Raw genomic sequence first — 17040 nt, 5'->3', positions numbered from 1 at the left:
CTACGGTGATCCCGTTCCGCCTGCGGGATTCCGCTCACGGAACGCACTCCCCACCCCCCACCCCCCTCCGGAGGACTTCGGTGAAGTCACGTCTGAAACTGCTCGGTCTGGTCGCCGCGCCGGCCCTGGTCACGGCGGTCGTCCCCGCCGCCTACGCGTCCGACGCCCCGCACACGGCCCGCGCCGCCGTCGCCGGCGACGTCCTGCCCGGCCTGAAGCACAACGCGTCCCGTACCGGCAAGGTCGCGGCCGGCAAGCGGATATCGGTGGCGATCAGCCTGACTCCCCGCGGCGGTACGGCACTTGACACCTTCGTGGCCAAGGTCAGCGATCCGCACTCGGCCTCGTACGGCCACTACCTGACGAAGCGGCAGTTCGCGGCCCGGTTCGGCCGGACCGACGCCGAGGTGAACAAGCTCCGGGACTACCTGCGCTCGCAGGGCGTCACCGTCGGCAAGGTGCACTCGGGCAACCTGCTGGTCGACGCCAGCGGCACCGCCGCCCAGCTGCAGAAGGCCTTCGGCACCCAGCTGTCGACCTGGAAGGACGCCGCCTCGGGCCGCGCCTTCTACGCCAACGACAGCGCGCCGACCCTCCCGTCCTCCCTCGCCTCCCTGGTCAGCGACGTGGCGGGCCTCAACAACCGCGTCCAGCTGCACCACCAGGCGACCCCGCACACCGTCTCCCCGCACGACGGCCCCGGCGGCGGCTACACCCCGGCCCAGCTCAAGGGCGGCTACAACGTCTCCAGCACCTACACCGGCAGCGGCCAGAAGATCGCGCTCCTTGAGTTCGACGGCTTCCAGCAGTCCAACATCACCAAGTACGACACCAACTACAGCCTCGGGTCGCCCACCCCGACCGTGTCCAAGGTGGACGGCGGCTCGGGCTCGCTCGGTGACGGCCAGGTCGAGGTCGAGCTGGACATCGAGGTGCTGCACGCGATCGCCCCGAAGGCGAACGTGACGGTCTTCGAGGGCCCCAACTCGGACGCCGGCGAGGTCGACACCTACCAGGCCATCGTCGACAGCGGCATCCCGACCACCTCGATCAGCTGGGGCGCCGCCGAGTCCGCCCGCACCACTTCCAACATCAACGCGGTGGACGCCGTCTTCAAGGCGGGCGCCGCCGAGGGCCTCGGCTTCTACGCGGCCTCCGGTGACGACGGCTCCGACGACGCGGGCGACGGCGGCACCTCCGTCGACTACCCGGCCAGCGACCCGTACGTCACGGGCGTCGGCGGCACCAAGCTGACCGTCACCTCCGCCAACGCCTTCAGCAAGGAGGTGGCCTGGTCCGGCGGCGGTGGCGGCAAGTCCTCCGTCTTCAAGATCCCGAGCTGGCAGACGGCCGTCCAGAAGAGCGCGGGCGGCGGCTACCGCCAGGTCCCGGACGTCTCGGCGCACGCCAACCCCAGCCCCGGCGTCTCCATCTACTCGCAGGGTTCCTGGTCCTCGGTCGGCGGCACCAGCGCGGCGGCCCCCGAGTGGGCGGCGTTCGCGGCCCTCTACAACCAGCAGGCCGCGGCGAAGGGCAAGGCCAACCTCGGCTTCGCCAACCCCGCCCTCTACACGGCGAGCGGCACCGGCTTCCACGACATCACCAGCGGCAGCAACGGCGCCTACTCCGCGGCCTCCGGCTGGGACTTCACCACCGGCTGGGGCTCGTACAACGCCTCGACCCTGGCCACGAAGCTCCTCGGCTGACCCCGTCTCCTGAAACACCGGGCGCATCCGGCCCGGCCCCGGCCCCGAGTCCTGCCTTCGGACCCGGGGCCGGGCCTTTTCTCCGGACGGGGCGGTCCGTCACCTGACGTCGACGAAGTCGCCCGCGGCGGTGGCCGGGCCGGTGGTGGTGGTGCCGGGGAAGAGGAAGCGGAAGTAGCCGTCCGCCTTCGCCCCGGTCGTGGTCCTCAGCGTTCCGCCGCTGCCGCTGGTGACGGTCTTCAGGGTGGTGTACGCGGAGCCGCCCTTCTTGCGGAACTGCAGCCGTACCGGCTGCCCCTGGTAGCCGGTGTAGCCGCCGCTCTCCCAGTCGGCGCGGGTGAGCCTGCCGGTGACCGTGACGGTCCTGCCCTTCTTCACCGGCTCGGGCGAGGCGTTCACCGTCACCTTGGCCAGCCGCTGGATCCGGGCCGTGCCGGCAACGTCGGTCTCCGTCCAGTCGTCACCGGTGTCCTGCGCCGCGGCGAGCACCTTCCAGGTGCCGGCGAGGCCGTTGCGGCGGAAGTCCCGTGCGGCGTCCACGCCGAAGCTCGTCTTGCAGGTGACGGTGGTGCGGTCGGCGGAGGCCGCGGTGCACGTACCCGCCGGCGGGTACAGCGGCAGGATGCCGTCGGCGTCGTCGGTGTTCGGACCGTGCCACAGGTAGGCCCAGGAGGCGGCGACGCCGTCCGGGTCCTTGGCGGTCCAGGTGATCGTGACGGTCTTTCTGGTGGTCAGGCCGAGCACGACGTCCTTGCCGCCGTTGACGACGACGTCCGAGAACGCCGTGCCGCCGGCCGCGGCCCGGTCCGCCGCCTGGGCGGTCGCCGGAATCACGGACACGGCAAGGGCGGTCGTCAGGGAAGCGACGGCGACGGCCGGGCGGATGCGCATGGAGTCCCCCTTCGGGATGGCCGGCCCCGCCGTCTCGTCGTACGGCGGAGCCTGAGGGTGTGTCACCGGTGGCTAGACCCGCGAGGGCCGGTCCCGGTTGCCCCGTTCTCCGGACCGATGTCCGCATCCGCCGGGCGGGCGGCCCGGCCCGGCCGCGGCGGACCTCGTGTCCGCTGTCCCAACCGCATCCCAGAGGTGATCCGTCCCCGCAGGTCACAGGCGCGCGACTGTCCCGGCGTCCCTGCCGGGGCGCGGCGGATCCGCTGCGGGACCGGCCCTGCCAGCCTGATCCCTGCCGGGGCCTCCCGGTCACCGATCTGAGGGGGAACACCAGATGGGACGAAGGACGCTTCTGCGGGGTCTGACCCTCGCCGTGGCAGCGGTCCTGCCCCTGTACGGGACGACGGCGGTGCAGGCGGCGCAGTCCGCCGCGGCAGCCGCGGTCGCGGTCTGCGGGCACACGAGCGCACAGCCCACACTGCAGCGGGGCTCGACGGGGGATCCGGCCGTCGAGGCACAGTGCGAGCTCGATCTGGCGACGAAGCCGAGCCGGTACACGCCGATCGCGGCGGACGGCTCGTTCGGGCCGGCGACGGAGACGCGGGTCAAGGAGTTCCAGCGGTGCGCCGGGCTGGACGCGGACGGTGTGCTCGGCCCGGGGACCTGGGCGGCGCTGAACACCTGGGCCGCCCAGCCGCACACCTGCGCGACCCAGGGCACGGCGGGCACGGCGCAGACGACCGTGTGCGGCCACACCGACACCCGCCCGAGCCTGCAGAAGGGCGCGAAGGGCACCGAGGTCGAGGAGGCGCAGTGCCGGCTGAACCTGGCCATGGAGCCCTTCCACTACCCGCCGCTGACGATCGACGGCGACTTCGGGGGCGGCACCGAGAGCCGGGTCATCGAGTTCCAGCACTGCGCGGGCCTCAGTGCCGACGGCGTGGTGGGCCCCAACACCTGGGCGAAACTCGTGGACTGGTCCAGCCGTAACACGTACTGCACGCCACCGCGTCCCGCCGGCTACCCGATCGACGGACTGGACACCGCCAAGTACCAGCACCCCGGCGGCGCGCCGATCGACTGGAAGGCCGTGAAGGCCTCGGGTGTCGAGTTCGCGACGGTCAAGGCCACCCGGGGCCTGAACGTCACCGACGAATACCTCGCCACCGACCTGCCGGCGGCCAGGGCGGCGGGACTGGCCGTCGCGCCGTACCACTTCTACACGGGCACCGCGGCCGACACCGGTGCCGCGCAGGCCGACCGGTTCATCGCCGCCGTACGGGCGACCGGCTACACCGGGCAGCGGGCGGGCGACCTGCCGCCGGTGTTCGACCTGGAACGCATGGACGACGGCACCGGACGCTGCCCCACCTACGGCACGGTGGCCGACGCCAAGGCCTGGCTGGACAAGGTGGAGGCGGCCTTCGGCCGTACGCCGGTCATCTACACCCAGAAGTCCTTCCTGGACGACTGCCTGGGTTCGACCACCGCCTTCGCCCGGTATCCGCTGCAACTCGCGGACTACCGCCGGTCGATCACCCAGCCGCCGGTGCCGAACGGCTCGACGACCTGGGCGATGTGGCAGTACACCGACGCCGCGCTGTTCCCGGGCATCAAGGCACCGGCGACCGCGGACGTGTTCAACGGCACCCAGGCCGATCTGGACCGGCTGGCCAACCGCACCTCCGGTGTCACCGCTCCGGCGCCCGCCTCCGTATCGGCCGCCTCGGCCGCGACAAGTTGCTACGGCGGAGCGGTCACGGTGCGCTACGGGGACGTGCTCGACTTCGGCCCGTACTGGACGACGAGCCGCTGCAACGACATCAACATGCGCGTCATCGGCGGCGACGCGGAGTACGTCGTCGCCTGCGTGAAGTTCGCGAAGACCGGCGTCTGCAACCGCTGGACCAGGGTCGGCTGGAGCTGGACGACCATCGCCACCGACGTCCTGGACGGGACCAAGTTCACCGTGCCCAACGGCGTGGACCTGGAAGGCAGTTCCGCGACCATCCAGATCGCCTTCTGACCCCCCTCACCCGAACGGAGACCACCATGACCAGGAACAGGACGTTCGCCTCGGTTCTGATCACCGCGGCCGCGCTGCTGGGCGTGGGCGTCGCACCCGCCTCCGCGCAGCCCTCGGCCACCGCGACCAGCTGCTACGGCGGCGCCAGGACCCTGACGTACCACTACTCCACGTCGCCCGTGTCCTACGGCACCTATACGACATCCTCGCGGTGCAACGACATCAACATGAGGCTCCTCACGGACAGCCCGGCGGGGGTGTTCCTGTACGCCTGCGTGGTGTTCGTCGACCACACCAGCAAGTGCAACAACGACGACACCTACTCCCTGCACGGTACCGAGTGGGCGACCGTCGCCACCGACGTCAAGGACGGCACCCACTTCGTCCTGCGGGTGGGCCCCTACGACACCGACGCGCAGAACGTGACGTTCCAGATCGCCTACTGACCTCTGCCCGCACCACCGTCACCGAGAGTTCCCGAAAGGACGACCATGACCTCCTCCTTCCGTCCCATAGACCGCCGCTCCATGCTGCGCGGCACGCTGGCCGCCGGTGCCGGCATCGCCTTCGGCCAGCTGCTGTTCTCGGGCACCGCACAGGCCTATGCGTGGTCGCGTACGCTGACCCAGGGCGCGACGGGTGCCGACGTGACCGAACTGCAGATCCGGATCGCGGGCTGGGCGGCGGACAGCGCCAGCCAGAGCCTGGTCGGCATCGACGGGGACTTCGGCCCCGGTACGGCGGCCGCCGTACGCCGGTTCCAGGCGGCGTACGGTCTCAGCGCCGATGCCGAGGTCGGCCCCAACACCCAGGCGAAGCTCAACTCTCTGGAGCAGTCGGACGGCTCCACGCTGCACTTCAACTGGAGCGAGTTCTACAACCAGACGGACGGCACCTTCAACGGCGGCAAGCTCAGCGCGTCGCAGGTGAAGGAGAACGTCCGGCGCTGCATGTACAAGCTGGAGGCGCTGCGCAAGAAGCTGGGCGACAAGCCGATCACGGTCAACTCCGGCTTCCGCAGCATCGCGCACAACGCCGAGATCGGCGGGGCCAGCGACAGCATGCACCTGTACGGCACGGCGGCCGACCTCGACGTGCCCGGCGTGGCCACCAAGACCGTCTACCAGAAGGCGGAGACCTGCGGGTTCTCCGGGCTGGAGACGTACACCGTCGACCACCAGCACGTCGACAGCAGGGCCGACCTCGGCCGCGCCTGGTGGTGGGAGAACGGCACGGTCTGACGCCGCATTCGGGGGAGCGGAGCTCCGGGTACCGCCGCTTCGGTACCCGGAGCTCCGGGCTTCAGCGCCTCAGCGCTTGCTCTTCGGCGTGCTCTTCGGCTTGCCCGTCGGCGTGCTCTTCAGCGCCGCCTCGCACGAGGGCCAGTCGTGGAAGTCGTGCCGGACGCTCCACAGCCGGTGGGCCGCCCTGATGTTCCAGTCCGGGTCGAACGCCCGCAGCGGGGTGCCGTCGAGGTCCCGCAGGCGGGCGTCGGAGATCTGGAACACACCCCAGTTGCGGCTGCCGTTGGTGTTGGGCAGTACGTACAGCGGGTCGAGGAACGAAGCGCAGCGGGCGACGGCCACGGCGGTGCCGGGATCCTCGACGAACACCTCCCGGACCCGCTGCGCCACCTTCGCCGGCGACCAGGTCGTCATGCTCACCTGCTGCGCGTAGAGCGCCTTCTTGGTGACGTCGTCGACCACGTTGGTGGCCGGCAGACCGCCAGCACCTGGAACGCGGTCAGTCTGCGCAGGGTCTCCGGCCCGAAGTCGCCGTCGACGGCGAGCGTGCCCCTGGCCCGCGTCAGCAGGGTCTGGACCTCCCGCACGCACTCGTCGTGCTGCCCCATGCTCACCGACTTGCAGGCGGGTGAGTACAGCAGCCCGCCGTCGGTCGCCGGCGCGTCACCGGCGGAGCTCCCGACCGGCAGCCACACGAAGCCGGCCACCAGCACCACCGCGACCACGGCGGCCAGTATCGCGGGACGGGAGGACAGCCTCTCGGACCACCGGGACCGGCGCGGCTTCACGGTCTCTTCGGGGATGGTCTCCGGCGGGGAAACCGGGTTCTCCTCGGCGGCCGCGGTCGGTACGTCCCGGTCGGTGTCCGCCAGCGCCCACAGCCGGTGCAGTTCGCGGAGCTCCTCCGCACTGGCGCCGCACACCTTGGCGAAGGCGTGCACCACCCGGTAGTCCGTCGGGACGCCGAGGCCGGAGCAGTACCGGTGCAGGCTGGAACCGCTGACGCCCGCCTCCTTGCCGAGGCGGTCGTAACCCCGGCCGCTGCGGTCCTTCAGCATCCGCAAATGGGCGGCGAACTTTTCGGTCTGCGGAGAGGCAACCACGCGTCCCCCCTTGCTCAAGCCTCTACTGACGGGTAGAAGCTACACCGCGGGAATGGCGCGCGTGCGCCCTTTCGATATCGCCATACGACCGCCAACGACCGTTCTGATGGCCATATTTGACATCACGTCAGTAATGACCGTCGGGATGGACCTGTTTCCGTCGGTGCGCGAGACACGCAGGATCCGCCACGGGAGCTACGGAAAGGCAGTTGACGACCATGCCGCGCACACGCCCCTTCGCGCAGGTCGACGTGTTCTCCACGATCCCCTATGGCGGCAACCCGGTCGCGGTCGTCCTGGACGGGACCGACCTGAGCGACGAGGAGATGCAGCGAGTGGCGTGCTGGACGAACCTGTCCGAGACCACGTTCGTCCTTCCCCCCACCGCCCCGGAGGCGGACTACCGGCTGCGGATCTTCACGCCCCAGGACGAGCTGCCGTTCGCCGGGCATCCCACCCTTGGCTCCGCGCGCGCCTGGCTGGACGGCGGCGGCCTGCCGCGGCACGCCGACCGCATCGTGCAGGAGTGCGCCGCCGGCCTGGTCACCGTCCGCCGCGGCGAGGGCATCCTGTCCTTCGCCGCCCCGCCCCGGGTACGTGAGGGCGCCCTCGACGACGACTACCTGAACCGGATCACGACCGCGTTCGGCATCACACGTGACCGGGTCGTGGCCCACCAGTGGGTCGACAACGGTCCCGGCTGGGCCGTCCTCCAACTGGCCACGACCGAGGAGGTCCTCACCCTCGAACCCGACCTCTCCCTCATCCCGGCCGCGATGGTCGGCGCGATCGGCGCCCACCCCCACGGATCCCCGCACCAGTTCGAGATGCGCACCTTCGCCCCCGGCATCGGCGTGCCCGAGGACCCCGCGTGCGGCAGCATGAACGCCGCCGTCGGCCAGTGGCTCACCGCCGGCGGCGCCGCACCCTCCACCTACCGGGTCTCCCAGGCACAGCGGCTGGGACGGACCGGGAGCATCGAGATCACCGCGGACGCGGACGGCACCGTGTGGGTCAGCGGTGCCACCACGGTCTGCGTCCGCGGCACCATCACCGCCTGACCCGCCATCGGGAGCGTCACGCGGTGCCGGGCGACAGCGTCTTCATGGTGACGTAGCTGGTCACCGTGGCCACGCCGGGCAGGCCGGCCAGCTGGTTGGCGTGGAAGTCCTCGTAGGCGGGCAGGTCGGCCACCTCGACCTGGAGCAGATAGTCGAAGTTGCCGGTGATGTGGTGGCAGGCGACCACCTCGGGCAGCCGGATGATCGCGCCCTCGAAGGCGACCACGTCCGCACGGGTGTGCCGCATCAGCCGCACCCCGGCGAACACCCGCAGGCTGCGGCCGACCGCGGCGGGATCGATCAGCGCGCGGTAGCCGCGGATGACCCCCGCCTCCTCCAGCTGACGCACGCGCCGCAGGCAGGGCGACGGCGACAGTCCCACCCGGGCGGCGAGCTCGGCGTTGCTGATCCGGCCGTGCTGTTCCAGCACGGCAAGAATCGACCGGTCGACATCGTCCATGGTGGCAGTTTATTGCTCCATTGGCCTGCATACCACAATCGTGCGCCTGCCCTGCACGCAATTTGCTGCCAAAATTGCCCGGACCTGTTCGTATCGGGTCGCCGGTCGGCCACGGTGGATGGCGTCGCCACGGTGCGCGGCGACCACACGTAGGCGCGCCGGGCCACCGCGACGGCCGCCACCACCCGGTCTTTGGCGGACAGCAAGCGTCTGTGAAGGAGTTCACCCATGAAGACCCTGCTCACCGGCGGCACCGTGGTCAGCATGGACCCGGCTGTCGGAGATCTCGACCCCGGTGACGTGCTCATCGAGGACGGTGTGATCGTCCAGGTGGCCGGACACATCGAAGCACCGGACGCCGAGGTGATCGACGCGACCGGCCGGATCGTCATGCCCGGCTTCGTCGACAACCACCGCCACACCTGGCAGACCGCGTTCCGCGGTGTCGGCGCGGACTGGACGTTCCCCGAGTGGGCGGTGGCCATGCACGGCACGGTCAAGCCCCACTACCAGCCGGAGGACGTCTACGCGGGCACCCTGCTCGGCCGCCTGGAGGCCCTGCACTCCGGCGTGACCACGATGCTGGACTGGTACCACGTCGCGCAGACCCACGCGCACGAGGACGCCGCCGTCGCCGCACTGCGGGACGCGCCGGGGCGGTCGGTCTTCTGCCTCGGCGCCGGCTGGGGCACTCCCGACCCCGTCGACGCCGACATCCGCCGCGTCCGCTCCGGCCTGGCCGGGGACGGCCTGGTCACCATGGCGCTGGGGCTGCGCGGGCCCGAGGACACCAGCATGGACACCGTCGCCCGGGAGCTGAAGCTGGCGGCCGAACTCGGCCTGCGCACCAGCCTGCACATCGCCTCCGACGGGACGCAACGCCCGGTCGCCGAGCTGCGCGAGCACGGTCTGCTGCGGGACACCACCACGTTCGTGCACGCCAACGGGGTCAGCGACGAGGAGCTGCGGATGCTCGCCGACGCGGGCAGCTCGGTGTCCATCAGCCCAGACGTCGAGCTGAAGATGGGGTTCGGATCACCGGTCACCGGCCGGGCGCTGGCCGCCGGCCTGCGCCCGACGCTGTCCGTCGACGACGTCCCCTCGGTCGGCGGCGACATGTTCTCCACCATGCGCACCGCCTTCGCCGTGCAGCGCGGGCTGGACGGCGGCCTGCGCTCCCGGGACCTGCTGGCGTTCACCACCATCGACGCCGCCCGGTCGTGCGGACTCGACGCCCGGACCGGCAGCATCACGCCCGGCAAGGACGCCGACGTCATCCTGCTGCGCGCCGACGACCTGACCGTCTTCCCGGTCACCGACCCGGCCGCCACCGTCGTCAGCGCCGGCCATCCCGGCCTGGTCGACACCGTCCTCGTCGCCGGCCGTGTGGTCAAACGCGACGGCGTGCTGGTGGACGTGGACCTGGCGCCGCTGAAGAACCGGCTGCTCGCCTCCCGCGACCGGATCGCCGCAGCCGCCGGCATTCCCCTCGACGGCACCTGGCACCCACACCCGGCCACCCGGAACTGACCGCGGAACCGCTGCTCAGCGAAGCGGGTCCGTGGTCGGCGGCGCGAGCAGCAACGTGTTGCCGTCAAACAGCCTGAGCGCGTTGTCGCGTTCCACACCCCGGAGCTCGTCCTTGGTGAAGCCGTCGAAGCCAGATCGCGCTCGCCTCGATGATGAACCCGGAGCTGACGTCGACACCGTCACGGCCGCTGCATTCCCTCCACCGACGACGCAGCCCTTACGGCCGTCGCCCGGAGCGGCGGGTCTCAGCCCTCGACGAGTTTCGCGACGCCTTCGCCTGCCCGATCGGCCGCGGTGTAGAGATCACGGACCTTCTCCAGGTAACGGCCGAGGATTTCCAGGTAGCCGGCCGGGATGTCGCCGTGGCGAAACGTCCTCGCGATCTCGTCGGCGTGGTCGGCGACGAACCGTTCGGCGTCGATGGCGACCAGGAAACGGGCGGCGACCGCCACCTCGTCCGGCGGGAGGTGGAAGCAGGCGGTGCCGAGGCCATCGTCACCGAGGAGGTCGCCCATGGTGATGGGGAGTTCGCCGATCTCCTCGGGCCCCTGAGCCAGCAGGATCTGCTCCAGGACCTCCCACTCACGGCCGAGAAAGCACTCGTCCTCCACACCGCCGCGTTCACCCGAGAACCCGGATACGACATGCCGGAATCCCTTGTCCGCATCCGCAGCGGAAATCCTTCGCAGCGTCATATCCATCGCTGACCCACCCCGGCTCACAGGTCTCAGAGGCCCTCATTTTACCGTCGGCTCACGGGATGACAGGGAGCGGACGGCTTCGAACCGTCCGCCGGACCGGGGTGGGGACTATGCTGCTGTACGGACGTCCCAGACCCCGGCGGCTTGTCGTTGATCGACACAGATGGCTGCGGGAAGCGGAGTCTTCGTCCGCCACCCGGCGCATCACTGGAAGGACCCGGGTGGATCCGCTCTTCTGCAACACCGGTCGCGAATCCAGCCGTTGCTTCACCTCCGCCGAACCCACGCCCTGGCCGACAGCGCGCCAAGAAGGCCGGGATCCCCCGGCGTCACCGCGTCCGCTGCCGTACGGTCTTCCGAACCGAGGCGTCATGCCCCTCCCCCAGCTCGCCGTCTACCGTCATGACCGTAGGAAACGGGCACTCATCACCCTGGCCGGCGAGATCGACCTGGAATCCGCCCCACTGCTGCGCAGGGCACTGGCGCAGTGCCTGAGCGACGGTATCCGCACCATCGACATCGACCTCACTCCCGTCACCTTCTGCGACTGCAGCGGCCTCAACACCTTCCTGCACGCCGCGCAGCAATCCACCGAGGCCGGCGGAACCCTGCGACTGCAGATGCCTCGTCCGTCGCTGTAGACGAGGTGGGCTGCGCCGTCGGCGGGCGCTTCGGCGTCGATCGCCCAGTCTCCGCCGAGGCTTTGGGCGAGGTGGGCCGCGGCTTCTCGAACTGCGGCGTCGGTAATGAGCATGTGTGGTTCTCCAAGAGGTCTGCGGGTGAAGCGGGGGCCCGCCTGCCGGGGTGGGCCCGGTGGCGCTATGCGGGACGTACTTCGTCGCCATCGTCGAGGAGCATCGAGAGGGTGGAACCGCTGTCCCAGTCCACGGAGAGGATGGAGAGGTTGGCGTCGAACCGGCAGACGGTGCCTTCGCTGCCGGCATCCAGGGCCTCAGGGCAAGGAAGGCCCGAAGGGTGAGCAGGGCGACACGGGCCCGGCTGGTCCCGCAGGGCCGGCGTGCCCCAACGGCTACAGCCCGCAGGCTCCGGCCTGGGATCCCGATGCGCTCGTCTGCCGGAAGGACGGAACACCGGATCCCGAGCCGACCGATGCTGGTGGCCTGCTGTCCATGGGGCTCGACCCGAGTCGCCGCCAGTACCCGTGATGAAACGAAATACGTGACGAAGTTCGTGACGCGGACCCGCTCCCGCTTCCGCAGGAACCAGGCCGGGCCGCGATCCTACGGTGCGTTGTGTGCTGCCTCCGGCGTCGTTGTTCGGGCATGAGAGATGGACAGAACAGCCGTCCCGGCCGGGCAAAAAGGCGTTGGGATTACAAGGGTCTGATGGCACTGGCCGAACAGGTGCACCAGAAGTGTGAAGAGGCGGCCTGGGTGATGCGCCACTTCATGGAGGGGATGGCCAGCTTCCGGGCCATCTGGGAGTTCTTTCGTGCCTCTCCCGCGACGTAGCCAACCACGTCACCCAAGCGGCCCCGCTCTCCTTCGGGAGGGCGGGGCCGCTTTCGTCATGTCTGGGGTCAGCCCAGGGCGTCGAAGGCCTTCACGATCAGGGCCCGCGCCTCGGCGCCGTACACGGCCAGTTCGGTGAGCCGGGCGAACGCCCGCAAGTACATGTCCAGTTCGCCGGGCGCCGTGACGGTGACCTTCGCTGCCAGCAGCTCCACGTGGATCCGCGAGTCGTCGAACACCGTGAACTGCTCCAGCGGCCACATGACCGTCTCCCGTCCGGCCGCGGCCGGGATGATGCCGAGCGACATGGACGGCAGAGACATCGTGGCAAGCAGGTTGCCGAGCTGGCCGGCCATCACGTCCTGGTCGCCGACCCGGTGGTGGAGGACGTTCTCCTCGACCAGGGTCGCGAACCGGTGGTCGCCCTCGTGGATGACACGGGCGCGGCGCATACGGACCTCGACCGCGTCGGCCACGTCGTCCGGGGTGCCGCGGAAGGCTGCGATCGTGCGGAGCAGCGCCGTCGCATAGGCCGGCGTCTGTAGGTAGCCGGGCACGACGTGGGAGGCGTACACACGGAACTGGCGGGTTCGCTCGTACAGCTTGGCCGAGGTCTCCGCCAGCTGCTTCATGCCCGTGCGCTGGAGCCGCTTCCATTGCAGATACATGGCATCGGCCTGCCGGTTGGCGGCGATGAGGTCGGCCGCCTGGCCGTCCGCGCCGCAGGCCGTGCACCAGGCGCGGATGTCTGCGTCGGCCGGCGCGGTGAGGGCGTTCTCGATCCTCGACGACTTGGCGACGGACCAGCCTGCGAGGCGGGCGAGTTCCTTGGCGGTGATGCCCGCGTCCAGGCGCAGCTCCCGCAGCCGGGCCGCGAGAGCTGCGCGTGCTTCCTGCGCACTGGACGTGGGGAATGTGGGCATGGGCGGTTACTTGACCTCGTACTGGTCGTGAGGGATGGCTCGTTCCCAGATTCGTTCGTATGCGTCCGCGTGCTGGGTGACCGTCGCGGGCTCGTCGCAGAGTTCCTTGCTGATCCACTCGCCGTCGCCGGAGAAGTGGTGGATGCGCATCTGCCGCCCGTCGAAGATCCACAGGTCGGTGCCCGGGACGAGCAGGTCCCAGGCGCGGTGCCGGGGGAGCCAGCGCACCTGTTCGCCAGCCTCGATGTTGGCGCGGGTCTGGTAGTGCTCCCATGCGATGTAGTCGGTGACCGGCTCGGACACGATACGGACGCGCCGCACGTGCACGCCGCGGCCGACGGCGTCCGCGATGTTCTGGTGGTAGGGCCGCCACCAGGAGGCCCGGTCCTCCCAGTCGACGCGCTGGCCGTCTCTCCAGGCTTCGAAGCGGGGGTTGGTGAAGTAGACGTCCCGCATCTCCAGGTGGACGGCCGACGTGCGGGTGTCGGCGAGGAGTTCAGCGAACTCCGGGATCGAGTTCATCGCACGCCTTCCTGATGATCGGGATCATGCGGGCCGGGACCCTGATGACCGTCTCGCCGGGCGGGATCGGTGCCCTCGCCGGGGACAACGCGCCGCATGTCGCGGTCGTCTCGTCGTCGGCCTGGTAGCTCTGGATCAGCAGGTCGCTCGTGCTGGCGTCCACCCAGACTGTGGGGCATCCGTCCTCGTCCGTCTCGGGGTCGATCCCGACGAACTGAATCTCCATGATGACTGGCCTCTCGCGCTAGTCGGTTGCAGCGATTTACACCACCGTCGTACCCACAAGTCTCATGGTCAAGAGCGCATGCCAGCTATGACCAGCGGCCTGGAACTGCTCTGTAATTCGGTGCAACTTTGTGGCCTGGATCACGTCTGGATTCCTACGGTCGGGGAGATGACAAAACCCGGCGACCGCGCGAACGGCCCCGGGAGTGGCCGACTGGATGGAGTCGACGTGGTGCAACGTACCGCCCCAGTTTCGGGTGAGACAGACACGAACCGGTTGCCACCGGACATCGAGACGATGCGCGGAACCGCAACTCGATTCCTTGCCCCGGATGCCCGCCCGATCCCCACCGGCGACCTGGTGATGCTGCGGGCCACCATGCGCAGGCAAATCGAAGAACTCATCCCCACCATCGAGGCCATGACGCGCGCCTTCCCGGCCGGTGACATCCCGAGCCGCTGCGCGCTGGCCGGTGTGCAGGAGGCCCGCATGCGGCTCGGCCTGCGCCCCGGCTACAACGCCCCCGGCCAGATGACGGTGGCGATGAAACTTGCCCGCTCCGTGACGGCGCTCTGCGACCACTACGAGAACCTCGGCGGCCGGCCAGCCGCCCCGCCTCTGTGAGGCGCCCAAGCTCCCGCCCCGGCTTCCCCACCCATGGACAGGTCGAGCAGTCGGGACGGGTCTGAATCCCCTGCCGCACCACAGTGCGGGAGGCCCGGTGCCCCGACCGAGGGCGCCCATCCACAACAGGAGGAAGACGTGACCATCGCGTTAGAACGTCCTGTGGGTACAGCTGACCCGCTGACCCAGGTCAACCCCGAGCTGACCGACCGGCTCACCCGCCGCATCGTCACCGACCACCCGGAGATCACCGCCGACACCGCGCGCCGCATCGTCGGCCACCGGTGTCCACTCCCCGCCGATCGGCCAGTCCCTGGCCCACACGAAACGGTTGCGGCCCCGCGCCCTGGAATATACAAAAGATCTTGTATCTTGATATATTTCGCCTGATACATTCAAGTAGAGGAGGCCACCATGAGCCGGACGGTCATTGATCTCGACGACGAGGCACTGGAAGCAGCTGCCAGAGAGCTCGGCACCTCTACCAAACGCGACACCATCAACACCGCGCTGCGGGAAGTCACGGCCCGCTACCGGCGTCTGCGAGCACTCGACGAGGCCCGCGAACTGGTGGCCGAGGGTGCTCTGGACATCGACCTACTGCTGGACAAGAGCGCTTACCGCCCCACGAGCGCGGGCGCGGCGGACGACGACCGCGACACCGGAGCGCACGAGTGACCGTCGCCGACTACCTCATCGACACCTCCGCCCTCGCCCGCGTCCTGCTCCGCCAGAACACGGCCGAATGGGACGACAGGATCGCCGCCGGCCTCGTCGCGATCTGCGACCTCACCGAACTGGAAGTCCTCTACTCGGCCCGTTCGGCCACGGACCGCGCCCGCTTGAAGTCGGCACTCGACGCCCACTACGCCTGGTGCCCCATGCCCGACGGTGTCTACCGCCGCTCCCGCGTTATCCAGGAACAGCTGACCGCCAAGGGAGAACACCGCAGTGCGGGCCCGGTGGACCTCCTGGTGGCCGCAGCCGCGGAAGAAGCGGGACTCACTCTGCTCCACTACGACCGCGACTTCGAAACCATCGCCCGCACGACAGGGCAGCCGGTCCGCACGATCGACCTCAGGCAGTAGAGCTCGCGCGGCACCGACGAGCACCGAGCTTCTGACCGACCCGGCCGCCCGGCGGTCACTCAGGGGGCCCGGGCCGTCTCCCGACATCCAAGGTCACCAAGCAACTTCCGAGTCCCCGCGTCCAGCCAGCGTCCAGAATTCGACGTCCAGACGCTCGCACAGCCCACCCACGACGCCGTCCTCCAGCCGTTGGCCGATACGACCGCGCAGGTCAAAGCGATTTCAATGCACACCGACCGCCACGGAGTTGAACTCACGAGCAGCGGATTCAGCCCCGTGAACCACCTGAATACGCACCTCAGATAAGGTGTTTCCGCAGGTCACAGGCCTGCATGGTGGGGCGGGTGGGACTCGAACCCACGGCCGACGGATTATGAGTCCTTTGAGGATCTTGGCGGCCTTTGCCGATCAACGTCGATCCATGACGCTTTCGCAGGTCAGAGCCGTTGATCATAGTCAGCTGAGTACGGCCTTTGTCGCTCCGTGCCTATCCTTGTGGTCCCTATTCGGCCCCTGAGCTTCTTTGATCAATGCTATGAGCCCGCGCCAGCCGGCGTCCGCCCAGCGTGACGAGCGCGTCCGAAACCGGTGCGCAGCGGATTACCTTTCCAGCGCGCAAAGGCTCCGGTCCGAATCGCCGGACCGGAGCCTCAACAGCTGAGCAAGCAGAGCACCGGGCTCAGAGAGCGTAAAGAAACACTCCCCTACAGAGACGTCATCGCGGACGCGCACCTCATCCGTGGTACAGCACTCGGACGGCGTACGCGTCGGCCGGAAGCGTGTCCAGGTAGTCGTTGAAATAGCGGCGCCGCTCGGCGTTCGCGATGTCCAGCCAGCGTCCGTCCAGGGTCAGCAGAGCGTTCGAGGGCAGGACGGCGTCGGCGGTTTCCCGTACGTACGTTTCGAGGTCGCCGGTCAGGCGGGCGGCCGGGTCGCCGCCGATCAGCTCCCGGAGCTCTGGGTTGTTCCTGAGCGCCACGACGGCCGGCTGGGTGCGGTAGTCCTCCAGGGCCCGTGCCTGCGGATAGTTCTCGGGGTCGGCGAAGTGCCTGGCCCAGAAGTCGCTCGACGGCCGGGTCGGTGGGTAAGCGGCGGAGAAGTCCTGCCACGCTTCGAAGGCCCGCCGCGCCCGAGCAGCCGCCCGAGCGCGTGGCGTTTCGAGATCCAGCAGTGCTCGTGGGCCGCCGTCGCACAGTGTCGGCGGCACGTTGCGAGGCTCTCCGGACAGGGTTTCGGCACCCCGGACGAGGCGCGGGTCGTCCTCGTGCCCCGGGACGACCAGGAACTCGCAGCCCCGGCCGTCGATCTGCCAGTAGTCCCACCAGGTCTCGACATCCGGGCCGCCGACTCCGGCGTCACGGTTGTAGTCGAACGGCGCCATCGCCGCGGTGATGGCCTGGACGACGTCCCCCGGGTCGCACGGGGGAAGGCACACCGTCACTCGTTCTTTCGCCATAGTTCTT

20 protein-coding genes are annotated in these 17040 nt (G+C 69.6%); 11 read left to right on the top strand and 9 right to left on the bottom strand.

Going from position 1 to position 17040, the window contains the following annotated elements:
* Positions 1 to 80 precede the first annotated feature (80 nt).
* Positions 81 to 1706, top strand: coding sequence for a protease pro-enzyme activation domain-containing protein (locus ACGFZQ_RS04015; RefSeq protein WP_393839043.1), 1626 nt, complete (start codon positions 81 to 83; stop codon positions 1704 to 1706).
* Between the two features lie 99 nt (positions 1707 to 1805).
* Here ACGFZQ_RS04015 and ACGFZQ_RS04010 read toward each other — a convergent pair whose 3' ends face one another.
* Positions 1806 to 2597, bottom strand: coding sequence for a hypothetical protein (locus ACGFZQ_RS04010; RefSeq protein WP_393839042.1), 792 nt, complete (start codon positions 2595 to 2597; stop codon positions 1806 to 1808).
* 334 nt (positions 2598 to 2931) lie between these two features.
* Here ACGFZQ_RS04010 and ACGFZQ_RS04005 point away from each other — a divergent pair, with 334 nt between their 5' ends.
* The 3 genes from ACGFZQ_RS04005 to ACGFZQ_RS03995 are packed head-to-tail and all read left to right on the top strand — an operon-like array spanning position 2932 to position 5864.
* Complete coding sequence (locus ACGFZQ_RS04005; protein ID WP_393839041.1) at positions 2932 to 4623, top strand: GH25 family lysozyme; 1692 nt, start codon at positions 2932 to 2934, stop codon at positions 4621 to 4623.
* Positions 4624 to 4649: 26 nt separating this feature from the next.
* Complete coding sequence (locus tag ACGFZQ_RS04000) at positions 4650 to 5069, top strand: hypothetical protein (protein WP_351731391.1); 420 nt, start codon at positions 4650 to 4652, stop codon at positions 5067 to 5069.
* Positions 5070 to 5114: 45 nt separating this feature from the next.
* Positions 5115 to 5864 (top strand): D-Ala-D-Ala carboxypeptidase family metallohydrolase, encoded by a 750-nt coding sequence (locus ACGFZQ_RS03995; RefSeq protein ID WP_393839040.1) that lies wholly within the window; start codon positions 5115 to 5117, stop codon positions 5862 to 5864.
* Between the two features lie 69 nt (positions 5865 to 5933).
* Here the strand turns inward: ACGFZQ_RS03995 and ACGFZQ_RS03990 are convergent, their stop codons facing one another.
* Together ACGFZQ_RS03990 and ACGFZQ_RS03985 are read right to left on the bottom strand one after the other, a co-directional pair.
* The gene (locus ACGFZQ_RS03990) at positions 5934 to 6329 is read right to left on the bottom strand and encodes a hypothetical protein (RefSeq protein WP_393839039.1); all 396 of its coding nucleotides are present in this window, start codon (positions 6327 to 6329) and stop codon (positions 5934 to 5936) included.
* Positions 6284 to 6970 carry a helix-turn-helix domain-containing protein gene (locus ACGFZQ_RS03985; RefSeq protein WP_393839038.1) on the bottom strand — a complete coding sequence of 229 codons (687 nt, stop codon included), beginning with the start codon at positions 6968 to 6970 and terminating at the stop codon, positions 6284 to 6286. The genes ACGFZQ_RS03990 and ACGFZQ_RS03985 overlap by 46 nt, the downstream gene beginning before the upstream one ends.
* 218 nt (positions 6971 to 7188) lie before the next feature.
* Between ACGFZQ_RS03985 and ACGFZQ_RS03980 the strand changes: the two genes are divergently transcribed.
* On the top strand, positions 7189 to 8031 hold the full coding sequence (locus ACGFZQ_RS03980) for a PhzF family phenazine biosynthesis protein (RefSeq protein WP_393839037.1): 843 nt from the start codon (positions 7189 to 7191) through the stop codon (positions 8029 to 8031).
* Between the two features lie 16 nt (positions 8032 to 8047).
* On the opposite strand, the gene ACGFZQ_RS03975 is transcribed toward ACGFZQ_RS03980, so the two are convergent.
* The gene (locus ACGFZQ_RS03975; RefSeq protein WP_393839036.1) at positions 8048 to 8491 is read right to left on the bottom strand and encodes an Lrp/AsnC family transcriptional regulator; all 444 of its coding nucleotides are present in this window, start codon (positions 8489 to 8491) and stop codon (positions 8048 to 8050) included.
* A gap of 228 nt (positions 8492 to 8719) precedes the next feature.
* Here ACGFZQ_RS03975 and ACGFZQ_RS03970 point away from each other — a divergent pair, with 228 nt between their 5' ends.
* A complete protein-coding gene (locus tag ACGFZQ_RS03970; protein WP_393839035.1) occupies positions 8720 to 10021 on the top strand; it encodes an amidohydrolase family protein in 1302 nt (433 codons plus the stop codon).
* Between the two features lie 245 nt (positions 10022 to 10266).
* Here ACGFZQ_RS03970 and ACGFZQ_RS03965 read toward each other — a convergent pair whose 3' ends face one another.
* On the bottom strand, positions 10267 to 10722 hold the full coding sequence (locus ACGFZQ_RS03965) for a hypothetical protein (RefSeq protein ID WP_393839034.1): 456 nt from the start codon (positions 10720 to 10722) through the stop codon (positions 10267 to 10269).
* Between the two features lie 371 nt (positions 10723 to 11093).
* On the opposite strand from ACGFZQ_RS03965, the gene ACGFZQ_RS03960 reads away from it, so the two are divergent.
* Positions 11094 to 11363, top strand: coding sequence for an STAS domain-containing protein (locus ACGFZQ_RS03960; RefSeq protein WP_393839033.1), 270 nt, complete (start codon positions 11094 to 11096; stop codon positions 11361 to 11363).
* Between the two features lie 705 nt (positions 11364 to 12068).
* The gene (locus ACGFZQ_RS03955; RefSeq protein ID WP_393839032.1) at positions 12069 to 12194 is read left to right on the top strand and encodes a hypothetical protein; all 126 of its coding nucleotides are present in this window, start codon (positions 12069 to 12071) and stop codon (positions 12192 to 12194) included.
* A 68-nt stretch (positions 12195 to 12262) separates the two neighbouring features.
* On the opposite strand, the gene ACGFZQ_RS03950 is transcribed toward ACGFZQ_RS03955, so the two are convergent.
* Genes ACGFZQ_RS03950 through ACGFZQ_RS03940 form a run of 3 tightly spaced genes read right to left on the bottom strand, consistent with a single transcriptional unit; the run spans position 12263 to position 13865 of the window.
* Positions 12263 to 13117, bottom strand: a complete 855-nt coding sequence (locus ACGFZQ_RS03950; RefSeq protein WP_393839031.1) for a helix-turn-helix domain-containing protein — start codon at positions 13115 to 13117, stop codon at positions 12263 to 12265.
* A gap of 6 nt (positions 13118 to 13123) precedes the next feature.
* Positions 13124 to 13639, bottom strand: coding sequence for a DUF6879 family protein (locus ACGFZQ_RS03945; RefSeq protein WP_393839030.1), 516 nt, complete (start codon positions 13637 to 13639; stop codon positions 13124 to 13126).
* Positions 13614 to 13865: a hypothetical protein gene (locus ACGFZQ_RS03940; protein WP_393839029.1), complete on the bottom strand. Its 252-nt coding sequence runs from the start codon at positions 13863 to 13865 to the stop codon at positions 13614 to 13616. The genes ACGFZQ_RS03945 and ACGFZQ_RS03940 overlap by 26 nt, the downstream gene beginning before the upstream one ends.
* A gap of 87 nt (positions 13866 to 13952) precedes the next feature.
* Between ACGFZQ_RS03940 and ACGFZQ_RS03935 the strand changes: the two genes are divergently transcribed.
* From ACGFZQ_RS03935 to ACGFZQ_RS03925, 3 genes are all read left to right on the top strand, one after another.
* Complete coding sequence (locus ACGFZQ_RS03935; RefSeq protein ID WP_393839028.1) at positions 13953 to 14489, top strand: DUF6415 family natural product biosynthesis protein; 537 nt, start codon at positions 13953 to 13955, stop codon at positions 14487 to 14489.
* A 414-nt stretch (positions 14490 to 14903) separates the two neighbouring features.
* Complete coding sequence (locus ACGFZQ_RS03930; RefSeq protein WP_059205553.1) at positions 14904 to 15167, top strand: type II toxin-antitoxin system VapB family antitoxin; 264 nt, start codon at positions 14904 to 14906, stop codon at positions 15165 to 15167.
* A complete protein-coding gene (locus ACGFZQ_RS03925) occupies positions 15164 to 15577 on the top strand; it encodes a PIN domain nuclease (RefSeq protein ID WP_393839027.1) in 414 nt (137 codons plus the stop codon). Before ACGFZQ_RS03930 ends, ACGFZQ_RS03925 begins: the two co-directional genes overlap by 4 nt.
* A 733-nt stretch (positions 15578 to 16310) precedes the next feature.
* Here the strand turns inward: ACGFZQ_RS03925 and ACGFZQ_RS03920 are convergent.
* The gene (locus ACGFZQ_RS03920; protein ID WP_393839026.1) at positions 16311 to 17033 is read right to left on the bottom strand and encodes a hypothetical protein; all 723 of its coding nucleotides are present in this window, start codon (positions 17031 to 17033) and stop codon (positions 16311 to 16313) included.
* Positions 17034 to 17040: the final 7 nt, after the last annotated feature.

Source organism: Streptomyces sp. NPDC048254 (assembly GCF_043201895.1).
GTDB lineage: Bacteria > Actinomycetota > Actinomycetes > Streptomycetales > Streptomycetaceae > Streptomyces.
The sequence above is the reverse complement of the archived record's forward strand: the minus strand, read 5'-3'. Positions and strand labels throughout refer to the sequence as shown.

Bases quoted from the DNA above. Each gene is read 5' to 3' on its own strand.
- ACGFZQ_RS03965 (WP_393839034.1), bottom strand. From the start codon at position 10,722: ATGGATATGACGCTGCGAAGGATTTCCGCTGCGGATGCGGACAAGGGA.
- ACGFZQ_RS04005 (WP_393839041.1), top strand. From the start codon at position 2,932: ATGGGACGAAGGACGCTTCTGCGGGGTCTGACCCTCGCCGTGGCAGCG.
- ACGFZQ_RS03930 (WP_059205553.1), top strand. From the start codon at position 14,904: ATGAGCCGGACGGTCATTGATCTCGACGACGAGGCACTGGAAGCAGCT.
- ACGFZQ_RS03945 (WP_393839030.1), bottom strand. From the start codon at position 13,639: ATGAACTCGATCCCGGAGTTCGCTGAACTCCTCGCCGACACCCGCACG.
- ACGFZQ_RS04000 (WP_351731391.1), top strand. From the start codon at position 4,650: ATGACCAGGAACAGGACGTTCGCCTCGGTTCTGATCACCGCGGCCGCG.
- ACGFZQ_RS04010 (WP_393839042.1), bottom strand. From the start codon at position 2,597: ATGCGCATCCGCCCGGCCGTCGCCGTCGCTTCCCTGACGACCGCCCTT.
- ACGFZQ_RS03960 (WP_393839033.1), top strand. From the start codon at position 11,094: ATGCCCCTCCCCCAGCTCGCCGTCTACCGTCATGACCGTAGGAAACGG.
- ACGFZQ_RS03920 (WP_393839026.1), bottom strand. From the start codon at position 17,033: ATGGCGAAAGAACGAGTGACGGTGTGCCTTCCCCCGTGCGACCCGGGG.
- ACGFZQ_RS03955 (WP_393839032.1), top strand. From the start codon at position 12,069: ATGGCACTGGCCGAACAGGTGCACCAGAAGTGTGAAGAGGCGGCCTGG.
- ACGFZQ_RS03980 (WP_393839037.1), top strand. From the start codon at position 7,189: ATGCCGCGCACACGCCCCTTCGCGCAGGTCGACGTGTTCTCCACGATC.
- ACGFZQ_RS03940 (WP_393839029.1), bottom strand. From the start codon at position 13,865: ATGGAGATTCAGTTCGTCGGGATCGACCCCGAGACGGACGAGGACGGA.
- ACGFZQ_RS03970 (WP_393839035.1), top strand. From the start codon at position 8,720: ATGAAGACCCTGCTCACCGGCGGCACCGTGGTCAGCATGGACCCGGCT.
- ACGFZQ_RS03995 (WP_393839040.1), top strand. From the start codon at position 5,115: ATGACCTCCTCCTTCCGTCCCATAGACCGCCGCTCCATGCTGCGCGGC.
- ACGFZQ_RS03935 (WP_393839028.1), top strand. From the start codon at position 13,953: ATGACCAGCGGCCTGGAACTGCTCTGTAATTCGGTGCAACTTTGTGGC.
- ACGFZQ_RS03975 (WP_393839036.1), bottom strand. From the start codon at position 8,491: ATGGACGATGTCGACCGGTCGATTCTTGCCGTGCTGGAACAGCACGGC.
- ACGFZQ_RS03950 (WP_393839031.1), bottom strand. From the start codon at position 13,117: ATGCCCACATTCCCCACGTCCAGTGCGCAGGAAGCACGCGCAGCTCTC.